The organism is Aeromonas sp. 159 (genome assembly GCF_963862045.1).
Lineage (GTDB): Bacteria > Pseudomonadota > Gammaproteobacteria > Enterobacterales > Aeromonadaceae > Aeromonas > Aeromonas veronii.
In genome coordinates this window covers 1-11,584 of sequence record NZ_CAWLMI010000078.1, presented here as the reverse complement: position 1 = coordinate 11,584, position 11,584 = coordinate 1, and the positions used below count along the sequence as shown (strand labels likewise).

Sequence of the window (11,584 nt, the reverse complement as noted above, 5' to 3'; positions counted from 1 at the left end):
GGCGGGTCGTGTACTGCTGGCGCTGATGTTCGTAATGGCGGGCTGGAGCAAGATCGGTGGCTACGCCGGTACTCAGGGCTATATGGAAGCGATGGGCGTGCCGGGCTTTATGTTGCCGCTGGTGATCCTGCTTGAGCTGGGTGGTGGCCTTGCCGTCGTGCTCGGTCTCTTTACCCGCAGCCTCTCCGTGCTGCTGGCCGGCTTCACCCTGATGGCTGCCTTTATTTTCCATTATCAGCCTGCCGAACAGATGCAGATGCTGATGTTTATGAAGAACGTCTCAGTGGCCGGTGGTTTCCTGGCGCTGGCGGCGGCCGGAGCAGGGGCTTTCAGTCTGGATGCCCGTCTCGGCAAAAACTGGTAATGCCCTGAAGAGTCAAGTTTTCCAATGCCTTTTGGCCGGTGCTTTGCACCGGCTTTTTTCTGTCTGCGTTTTCCGGGTCGGTGAGGCAGCGGCACAAATGTGCGGCCCCCCTCATGGTTCAGCGGTTTACCCGCCTGCTGGCCACAAGTGCCTTTTGCATCTTATCCCCCGATCCCCGACAATTCCCTCTCTTGTGAAGTGACGGAAATGGCTCGCCTTTTCCCTCGCCCCCTCTCATCCACAGGCGGGAATTGCTCATGTTTACCCTCTACCACTCCAATCAGCTGGATCTGCTCAAAGAGCTGCTGGTGAGCCGCATCCGGCAGGCCCCTCTCTCTCACCCCTTCGATCGGGAGCAGATCCTGGTGCAGAGTCCGGGCATGGCCCAGTGGCTCAAGCTGGAGCTGGCTAAAGCGTTCGGCATCGCCGCCAATATCGACTTTCCGCTGCCCGCCAGCTTTATCTGGGAGATGTTCACCCGGGTGCTGGCAGATGTGCCGCGCCAGAGTCCCTACAACAAGGGCTCCATGAGCTGGCAGCTGATGACCATTCTGCCCGCCCTGCTCGATCGCCCCGCCTTTGCCCCGCTCGCCGCTTATCTGGGAGGGGGAGATGAGGAGGATCCCGCCAGGGATCCCGAGCAGGTGCGGTTGTGGCAGCTCTGCCAGAAGGTAGCGGATCTCTTTGACCAGTATCTGGTTTACCGGCCGGACTGGATCGCCCGCTGGGAAGAGGGGGAAGGATTGAGTCAGGAGCTGGCCAGGGTGAGCGGTCAGGATTGGCAGCCCGAGCTGTGGCGCGAGCTGGTGGCACGCACGTTGGCGCTCTCTCCAAGCGGTTACCACCGCGCCAATCTCTACGAGGAGTTTATCCACGAGCTGGCGCGTACCGCCGATCTGCCGGGCAAGCTGCCGCAGCGGGTGTTTGTGTTTGGCATCTCGGCGCTGCCGCCGCGCTATGTGGAGGCGCTGCTGGCCCTCGGCAGTCGGCCGGAGGTGGAGGTGCACCTGTTCGTCACCAACCCCTGCCGCTACTACTGGGGGGATCTGCTGGATCGCAAAACCCTGGCTCGGTTGGAGAACAAGCTTAAACCCGGCACCGATATCGAGACATTGCAGGGCCCCGCCAACCCGCTGCTCGCCTCCATGGGCAAGCTGGGGCGCGACTACCTGCACCAGCTGATGGAGCTGGAGGTGCCGCAAATCGAGGCCTTCGTCGATATCGACGAGGTGGATGGCAAGGGCAATATCAAGCTGCTGCATGCCATTCAGAAGGATGTGCTGGAGCTGGCCGAGCGAGGCGTCGGTCAGTTCGATCTCGACAGCAGCCATCACAAGAGCCCGATCGATCCGGCGGATGGATCCTTGCAGATCCACGCCTGCCACGGCCCGATGCGCGAACTCGAGGTGCTGCACGATCGGCTGCTGGCGCTGTTCGAGCAGGACCCGTCCCTCACCCCGAAAGATGTGGTGGTGATGATGCCGGATGTGAACAGCTACGGCCCCTACATTCAGGCGGTGTTTGGCGCGCGCGGTCAGATCCCGTTTGCGGTCTCGGATCGGGCGGCGAGTCAGGAGAGCCCGCTGCTGCAAAGCTTCCTCGCCCTGCTCAGGCTGCCCAACGCCCGCTTCGGCGCAGGGGAGTTGCTCGCCATTCTCGAGGTGCCCGCCGTGCTACGCCGCTTCGAGCTGGATGACGACGAGTTCAACCAGCTGCGGGTCTGGGTGCAGGAGACCGGCATCCGCTGGGGGCTGGACGACGGCTACCCCGTCCGGTTCGATCTGCCGCCCATGTCCGGCAACAGCTGGCTGTTCGGCCTGCGCCGCATGCTGCTCGGCTTTGCCATGGGGGATGGCGAGCCGGTGGCGGGCATCCTGCCCTACGCCGATATCGAGGGTCAGCAGGGGCTGGCACTCGGCAAGCTCGCCTGGTTTGTCGATTCGCTGGCCGAATTCCTGCCCCGCCTGCAACAGGCGCAGCCGCTGGCCGAGTGGAACGCCTGCCTGCTGGCGCTGCTGGAGCGCTTCTATCTGGCCGACGAGGATGAAGAGCGTCAGCTTCAGCTGATCCGCAGCCAGCTGGCCGAGTGGCAGACCCGGCTCGGCGAAGCCCGTTTCGAGCAGCCCATTACCGCCGACCTGTTGCAGGATTACCTCGGCAGCGTGCTGGGGGAGTCCCGCTCCAGCCAGCGCTTCCTCGCCGGTCAGGTCAACTTCTGCACCCTGATGCCGATGCGCTCCATCCCCTTCAAGCAGGTCTGCCTGCTCGGCATGAACGACGGCGTCTACCCGCGCACCCTGGCCCCCATGGGGTTCGACTTGATGGCGGTGGCGTCGCGGCGGGGGGATCGCTCCCGTCGTGATGATGACCGCTACCTCTTCCTCGAGGCGTTGCTCAGCGCCCAGCAGGGGCTCTACATCAGCTATCAGGGCTTCAGCGCCCAGGACAACAGCGACAAGGTACCCTCGGTGCTGCTGGCCGAACTCATCGACTATGTGCGGCAGGGCTTCGTGCTGGCGGGGGATGAGGATCTCGACGACGAAACCTCCGGCAAGCGGCTGCTCAACCATCTGATGGTGGCGCACCCGCTCACCCCCTACAGCCGCAACTACTTCTATCCGGAGCCGGGTTCACGCCTCTTTACCTATGCCGCCGACTGGCTGCCCGCCCTCAATCCGGTGCGTGGCGCGGCCAACTTCCAGAGCGGCGAGCTGCCTCTCCCGCCCGAATGGGGCAAGGAGCAGGGGCTGGAGCTGGCAGAGCTGCTGCGCTTCTATCGCCAGCCCACCAAATATTTCCTCAACCGCCGTCTCAAGGTGTGGTTTGAGCTGAACGAAGCCAACATCGAGGACAGCGAGCCGTTCGAGCTGGATGGCCTGCAACATTACCAGCTGAAAGATCTGCTGCTTGATGCCCATCTGGCGGAAGGAGATAGCACCGAGCGTCGCGAACGGTTGCAGCTCACCGGCCTCTTGCCGCAAGGGTGGTTCGGCAGCCTGCTGCTGGACGATCTGGATGCCGAGATGGGCAAGCTGGCGGATCGGCTGCGGCCATGGGTTGCGGCCAATGAGTCAGACAAGCAGGCGGTGGAGATCGATATCTCCCTCGCTCAGGGCCAGCTGCAAGGGTGGATCGACACCCAGAAGGGGTGCTTGCTGGTGGTCAAACCCGGCAGCTTCAACGGCAAGGATCTGCTGCTGGGCTGGATCCAGCACCTCTGCCTCTCCCTCAGCGACGCCCCCGGCGACACCCTGCTGTTCGACGCCAAACAGAGTCTGCGACTGCCCAAGCTCTCGGCCGACGAGGCGCGGCCCAAGCTGGCGGCGCTGGTGGCGTGCTGGGCGCAGGGGATGAAGCGGCCGCTGCCCTTCTTCCCCAACACCGCCTGGGATTGGCTCAAGGCGATCGAGAAGGATCCGGACAAGCCGGAGGCGGCCGACAAGGCGGCCCTCACCCGTTTCAACGGCGGCTGGATGATCAATGGGGAGGGGCAAGACGTTTACGTCGCCCGCTGCTTCCCCGAACTCGATGACGAGGTGCTGGGGCAGTTGCAGGCGCTGGCCCGCGAACACCTGACCCCGCTGCTCAAGACCCTGGAGGAGCTGAAATAATGGCTAACCCGCTCAATACCCTGCGTTTTCCCCTCCATGGTGAACGGCTGATTGAAGCCTCCGCCGGTACCGGCAAGACCTACACCATCGCCGGTCTCTACCTGCGCCTGCTGCTGGGCCACGGCCCGCTTATCGAAGAGAGGGCTGATGCCGGTCAGCCGAGCGCCCATGAACGGCCGCTCTCGGTGACCGAAATTCTGGTGGTGACCTTTACCGAAGCGGCCACCGCCGAGCTGCGCGGGCGGATCCGCGGCCGCATTCACGAGGCGCGGCTCGCCTTTATGCGCGGTGAGAGCAAGGATGACTTGCTGGCCCAGCTACTGGAAGAGGTGGAGGAGCACGAGCTGGCGGCCCGCCGCCTGCTGGCCGCCGAGCGGCAGATGGATGAGGCGGCGGTCTTTACCATCCACGGCTTCTGCCAGCGGATGCTGAAACAGAACGCCTTCGAGTCGGGTGCCCTCTTCGAGACCGAATTTCTCACCGACGACAGTCAGCTCAGGCTGCAGGCGGTGAGCGACTACTGGCGATCCGAGTTCTATCCGGTGGATAAAGCCCTCGCCAGCGCGGTGCGTGCGCTCTGGCCGAGCCCCGCCGCCCTGTTGCGGGAGATGGGCAGCTGGCTCGACAACAGCGAGCTGGAGATCCACCCGGCCTTGGGTGACGAGACTCTGGCCGCCCGCCATCAGGCGGCCATGAGTCGCATCGCGGCGGTGAAGAGCGAGTGGCTGGCGCAAGGGGACGAGATCCGTCGCCAGACCGACGGCCAGATCAGTCGCTACACCGGCAAGAACTACGAAGGGTGGCTTGCCAAGATAGCCGACTGGGCACAGGACGAGAGCAGTGGCTACGCCATTCCCAAGGAGCTGGAGCGCTTCGGCCAGACGGTACTGGAGGAGAACCTCAAGAAGGGGGGCGCCGTGCCGACCCTGCCACTGTTCAGCCAGATCGATGAACTGCTGGCGAGTCGCCCCGGTATTCGGGATCTGATCCTGCAACGGGCAGCCAAAGTAGTGCGCAGCCGGATGCAGGCGAGCAAGCGGCAGGCTCATCAGCTCTCGTTCGATGACCTGCTCAAAGATCTCGACGGGGCGCTCGGCTCCAGCCTTGGCGAGCGGCTCTGCGAGCGCATTCGCGCCACCTACCGGGTGGCGATGATCGATGAATTTCAGGATACCGACCCCCAGCAGTACCGCATCTTCCATCGGCTCTACGGCGGCCACACAGACACGGCGCTGTTGATGATCGGTGACCCCAAGCAGGCCATCTACGGCTTTCGCGGCGCCGACATCTTTACCTACATTCAGGCGCGGCGAAATGTGAGCGCCCACTACACCCTCGGGCGCAACTGGCGCTCCAGCAGTGCGCTGGTGGGGGCGGTCAACGGCCTGTTCGAGCGGGCCAAGGATCCCTTTATCTACGAGGCGGATATCCCCTTCCTGCCGGTGGAGGCGCAGGGCAAGAGCAAGGCGCTGCTGCTCGATGGCGCAACTGCACCTGTGCTCCACTGCTGGCAGCTGAGCGGCCAGCCGACCTTCAACCGGGGGGATTACCAGAGCAAGATGGCCCGCGCCACTGCCGCCGAGATCCACCGCCTGCTGACCCTGGCCCGCGAGGGCAAGGCGCTGATCGGCGACAAAGCGGTGAAGGCCGGGGATATCGCCGTGCTGGTGCGCACCGGAGCCGAGGGCAAGCTGGTGCAGCAGGAGCTGGCACGGCTTGCCATCGCCTCCGTCTATCTGTCGAACCGCGAGAGCGTGCTGGAGCAGACGGAGGCGCGGGAGATTTTGCTGATTCTGCACGCCTGCCAAAACCCGAGCGAAGAGCGCAGCCTGCGGGCGGCGCTCGCCACCGGCCTGTTCGATCTGGATGCCAAGGCGCTCGATGGGCTGGCCAGCGACGAGCGGGCGTGGGAGAGCGCGGTGCAGGAGTTTATTGAGTACCGCAAGATCTGGCACCGCCGTGGCGTGCTGGCGATGTTGCGGGCCCTGCTGCACCGGCGCAATCTCGCCTCTTCGCTTTTGGCGAGCCCCTACGGCGAGCGGCGGTTGACCAACTTCCTCCATCTCGGCGAGCTGCTGCAACAGGTGAGCAGCGAGCTGGACGGGGAGTACGCCCTGCTGCGCTGGCTGGGTGAGGCGGTGAGTCGCCCCAACGGCCAGGATGCTGAGCAGGTACTGCGCCTCGAATCCGAGCGGAAATTGGTGCAGATCGTCACCATCCACAAATCCAAGGGGCTGGAGTACCCGCTGGTATTCCTGCCCTTTATCTGCAGCCACAGAACCGCCGAGACCCCGCTCTATCACGAGGCGGATGAGGCGGGCAATCGCACCATTCTCGATCTGACCGGCGCCGACTCGTCGCTCGCCGAAGCGGACAGGGAGCGCCTTGCCGAAGATTTGCGGCTGCTCTACGTGGCGCTGACCCGGGGCGTTTACGCCACCTGGCTGGGGTTGGCGCCGGTGCGGGCGGGGGCGGGCAAGTCGGAGAAGACCGACCTGCACCACACCGCCATCGGCTACCTGCTGCAAAAGGGTGAGGAGGGGGATGCCGAAACCTTGGCGACCGCCCTCACCGAGCTGGCGCAGGCGCTGCCCGGAGTGGCCGTCGGTGAGCCCTCGCTCACCCGTCCGGCCCCGCTGCCGCCAGAGGAGGAGCAGTTGGGCGAGCCGCAGGTGCGCCACTTTACCGGCTCCCTTGAGCGGGACTGGTGGATCAGCTCCTACTCCGGGCTGGCGGCGCAGGGCCACGGTCACAGCAAGGGCGTACTCGCCAATCCCGGCTTCGATGTGGAGGTCGTTGCTGAGGCGGCTGTTGTACACGAAGAGGACGAGCTACAACCCTCCATCTTCACCTTCCCGAAAGGGGCGCGCCCCGGCACCTTGCTGCACAGCCTGTTCGAGACCATCGACTTTCAAAGCGCTGCGGGCGAGCCGCTGGCAGAGCATATCGCCAGCTTGTTGCTGCAAGACGGCTTCGACGAGAGCTGGGCCCCAGTGCTGCAACAGCAGGTGGAGGCGGTGCTCGATACCCCGCTCGATACCGGCTTTGGCGATCCGGTGCGGCTGCGGGATCTGGCCCCCGAGCGCAAGCTGGTGGAGCTGGAGTTCTTCCTGCCCATGGGGCGGGTGACGGCACCGGCGCTGACCGCCCTCTGCCAGCAGCACGACCCGCTGTCGCGGGGCAACAAGCCGCTCAGCTTTGCCACCGTGCAGGGGATGCTCAAGGGCTTTATCGATCTGGTGTTCGAGTGGCAGGGGCGCTGGTATCTGCTCGACTACAAATCGAACCACCTCGGCATGAGCCCCGCCGATTACAGCCGTCCGGCGCTGGAGCGGGCGATGACCGAGCACCGCTACGACCTGCAATACCAGCTCTACTCGCTGGCGCTGCACCGGCTGCTCACCCTGCGCCTGCCGGGTTACGACTTCGAGCAGCACTTTGGCGGCGTTTTCTATCTGTTCCTGCGCGGCATGCCGCAGGGGGGCATTTTCCATACCCGTCCGAGCCGTGAACTGGTGCTGGGGCTGGATGAGTTGTTTAGAAACGGTGATCGCTCTGGCGGTGTTTCATCAACAGAATTAAACGAGGTAGAGGCATGAGCGGCACCATGATCAGCACCGCGACCAGCGCAATGATGGTTGAACGGTTGAAAGCACTGGCGCTGGCTGGCCGCATCCGCCAGCTGGATCTGCAATTTGCCCGGCTGGTGGCAGACCTTGGCGGCAGCCCCGAGCTGGTGCTGGGGGCTGCGCTCACCTGCTTCGAGCTGGGGCGCGGCCATGTCTGCCTGCCGCTGGAGATGCTCATCGCTGGATCACTGCGCCCGTTCGGGCTGGATCCCCAGCAGAGCCGGGATCTGTTGCTGGATCTGGCGGATCCTGCCCGCTGGCCCGCCCTGTTTGCGGCAAGCCCGCTCGTTGGCACCGAGCAGGATGAGGGGCTCGCTCCGCGCTGGCCGCTGCGGCTGTGGCACGGGCGGCTCTACCTCACCCGCTACCACGATTTTGAACTGGGGGTGGCCCGCCATCTGCGCGCCTTGAGTGAACGAGCCGAATGGCCGGAGATTGCTCCCGCCCTGTCGCGGCTGTTTGCCCGCGACTACGGGTTGGTGTTCGCGGCGCTGCTCAAAGCCCGCCTCGCCCCCGACTTCTCGGCCCGCCACTTTATCGAAAAGTATCTGGATCTGGTGTTCCCCAATGAAGTGGATTGGCCCGCCATCGAGGCGCTGCTCGCCAGTGCCCAGGCGGCGAGCGATTTGAGCAAGCTGGATGCGCTGGTGCCCGAGGCGCTCTGCTGCAACGGCCAGAAGCTGGCGGCAGCCACGGCGGCGGCGCGCCCCTTTGCGGTGATCTCGGGTGGCCCCGGCACCGGCAAGACCACCACAGTTGCCAAACTGCTCGCCATTCTGGTGGAGACCGGCCTGCAAGCGGGCAAGGCGCCGGCGATCCGGCTGGTGGCCCCCACCGGCAAGGCGGCGGCGCGCCTCACCGAGAGTATCGGCTCTGCCCTGCAGGCCCTCGATCTGCCCCCCGAGTGGGTCGAAGCGATCCCCACCGAAGCGGGCACCCTGCACCGGTTGCTCGGGGTCATTCCGGGGCGCAGCCAGTTCCGCCACCACGCGGGCAACCCGCTGCACCTCGACCTGCTGGTGGTGGATGAGGCCTCCATGGTTGACCTGCCGATGATGGCGCGCCTGCTCGATGCGCTGCCGAGCCACGCCCGCCTGATCCTGCTCGGCGACAAGGATCAGCTCGCCTCGGTGGAGGCGGGGGCCGTGCTCGGCGATATCTGCAGCTTTATCGAACAGGGCATCAGCCCGGCGCAGGCGGAGTGGCTCTCCCGTCAGACCGGTTACCGCTTGCAAGGCACGCCCGCGGGTGCGCCGGTGCGTGATAGCCTGTGTTTGCTGGCCAAGAGCTGGCGCTTTGATCAGCATTCGGGCATCGGTCAGCTGGCGCGCGCCTGCAACAGCGGCGATGCCACGGCGGTGGAATCAGTCTGGGGCGCAGGATTCGCCGATATCAGCCTGCACCCCTGGGCGGGGGAGGCCTACGATGCCCTGATTGCCCAGGGGGTGGCCGGTTACGGAGCCTATCTTAAGGCGGCCCGCGCGGGGGAAGCGCCCGCCGCCGTGTTCAAGGCATTCAACAGCTTCCAGATCCTCTGCGCCCTGCGCGATGGCCCGTTCGGGGTGCTGGGACTCAACGAGCGGCTCGAACTGGCCCTGTCACGGGCTGGCCTGATTGCCCGCGATGGCGACTGGTATGCCGGTCGTCCGGTGATGGTGGTGCGCAACGATCACGGCGTCGGCCTCTACAACGGCGATATGGGGCTCTGCCTGCCCGATGAAACTGGCCGGTTGAAGGTATGGTTTGAGCAGCCGGATGGCACCTTGCGGGCGCTGTTGCCCAGCCGCTTGCCACCCCACGAGACGGTTTACGCCATGACTATCCACAAATCCCAGGGCTCGGAGTTTGCCCATACCGTGCTGGTGCTGCCCGACAGCCCCAGCCCACTGCTGACCCGCGAGCTGGTCTATACCGGCATCACCCGCGCCAAGGCGCGCCTCGATCTCTATGGCGATCGCGCCCTGCTGGCACAGGCGGTGCGGAAAAAGACCGAGCGTTATTCCGGATTGGCGGAGAGATTAGGGGAGTGATTGGAGGGCGGTAAAGGGAGTTGCGGTTGACCCGTTACGCTGTGCTAATTGCACCAACAGTGCTGTGGCAATGAGTGGTATGTTTTATGACCGTGACGCACGGTAATGGCGCTTGTCATTTTTGCCACTTAAGGTATTGATTTTTAACGGGTGTTGTCTCGGCGCGCTTTTTGTGGGTCGGTACATGTATTTTTGTTTTATAAATAGCGCAGCGTGACATACCCAGTAGGGAGGAAGGTCGTGATTGAAGAGGCACTTTCGTATAAGAATCTTGGCCCTTGTCTGAGCAGTGATTTGGCCGCATACCTTGTAGAGAAGCATGGATTAACACATGAAGCTGCTCGCCAACGGATCAGACGATCAAGTAATCGAGTAAAACAGCTAGCATATTTAACGTTTTCTAGAGGGACTCGCTTTACATATTTAGAACAAGATTACGGTTCTCCAATGTTCTGGGGACATTTGTTTAAAGCAATTTATAGCCAGAAAGGTGCGTACGCTTTAGCTCTAGGTGCTGTACAGGCTAGAGGGATTGTTCCTATAGAGCATTTTTATACCATTTGTGGTTCACCAAAAGCTCAGCAGAAAAAAATTAGTGCACTTGGTGTATTGGAAAGAATGCTTGATGCGAAGATTTTTGTAAAAGACGAAGTGGATGGTATAGGGGAGTGCATCCTTACTAAGAATTTATATGATAACAACCAATTAAAAGAGCTGGAAATAATTTCTGTTCGTGCAAGGTTACTTGCTGAAGAAATATTTATTGGCGCCATGAAAGAGTGGCTTAGAAGGTTATCTATAGCAAGTTTTGATTGTATCAAGACCAGAGGTAACATCAATAGTCAACCAATGGTTGGACCATTTTTTTGGGATCTTTCATCACCTAGTTACTTAGCTCCATTAGTCGATTGGAATAAGCAGGATAAGCCCAATCCTGGCTTTGTTGTTTGTGATGTTTTATTTTCAAAAAATGTAGAACTAATTCATGTAGAGCCATTTTTAAATAAAATAAACTCACTGCAAGCATTGAAGAAAATAAACAAGGTTATTTACATTTTTGTTGCCCTTAGCTATGAAAAAGAAGCACTGAATAAGCTTAAAGAAAAAGGCGTTATACCAGCAACACCAGAAAGTCTTTTTGGTAAAGATATAGCGGAAGCATTCATATCTTTAATCGATATTACTAAAAAGTCAGCTATAGGAGAGATTGAAAGTAAAGCTTTTGATGACGTGATTACAAGGTTAGGCAGTCTCGAAGGTGCTATGGGTAATATGCGTGGCGCGTTCTTTGAAATACTGGTCAGTCACATAATAAGAAATTCTACTGCTGGCAATGTCTATCTTAATAGAACATTTAAAAATAATGGTGGAGAAAAGGCTGAGGTTGATGTTTATGTCGTTCCTCAAGTCGGTGAGCCAAGAATCATCGAGTGTAAAGCCATGAAGCCAGGTTCTTTTGTGAGTAATGAAGAAGTAAATAGATGGTTAGATATTAGAATTAAACGAGTCAGAGAGCATTTGCAGAGACTAGAAATAACGAACAAAAATGGTGGTATTCCTAATTTCGAGCTGTGGACAACTGGACGTCTGTCTGATGAGTCAATTGCCCGTATTGAAAGGACTAAAGAAGCAAATAAAAAGAAATTTAATCTTTTGGTTTTTGGTCCGAATGAAATAAGGAATGTGGCAAGTTATGATGATGCAGCTTTGAAAATATTGAAAGAGCATTTTCTTCCTAAGGCTTAGCATATCTCGTATGTTGGGCTTCGCAGGCTCAGCACCAACCTACCGATTGTGTAGGTTGTGGCTGAGCGTAGCGAAGCCCAACGTTTACCGTGAAATCTCTTTTTCTTTCCCCTTATCCCCGACCCCTCTCCTCCTTTTTAATAAATGGGAGAAGGGAGCAATGCCGTTACCGCTGTCCGATTACGCTTCGCTAATCGAACCTAC

The 11,584-nt window shown here is 60.8% G+C and carries 5 protein-coding genes; all 5 read left to right on the top strand.

The annotated features are described in order from the left end of the window. Positions 1–364: DoxX family membrane protein (locus AACR14_RS13620; protein ID WP_019446565.1), on the top strand; the 364-nt coding region annotated here is incomplete at its 5' end. A gap of 257 nt (positions 365–621) precedes the next feature. Then, on the top strand, positions 622–3,975 hold the full coding sequence (gene recC / locus AACR14_RS13615) for an exodeoxyribonuclease V subunit gamma (RefSeq protein WP_019446564.1): 3,354 nt from the start codon (positions 622–624) through the stop codon (positions 3,973–3,975). Next, entirely contained in the window at positions 3,975–7,574 is a 3,600-nt protein-coding gene (gene recB, locus AACR14_RS13610; protein WP_019446563.1) for an exodeoxyribonuclease V subunit beta, read from the top strand. Before recC ends, recB begins: the two co-directional genes overlap by 1 nt. Further along, complete coding sequence (gene recD / locus AACR14_RS13605; protein ID WP_019446562.1) at positions 7,571–9,634, top strand: exodeoxyribonuclease V subunit alpha; 2,064 nt, start codon at positions 7,571–7,573, stop codon at positions 9,632–9,634. The genes recB and recD overlap by 4 nt, the downstream gene beginning before the upstream one ends. Positions 9,635–9,874: 240 nt before the next feature. Continuing rightward, positions 9,875–11,380: a hypothetical protein gene (locus AACR14_RS13600; RefSeq protein ID WP_237714702.1), complete on the top strand. Its 1,506-nt coding sequence runs from the start codon at positions 9,875–9,877 to the stop codon at positions 11,378–11,380. Positions 11,381–11,584: the final 204 nt, after the last annotated feature.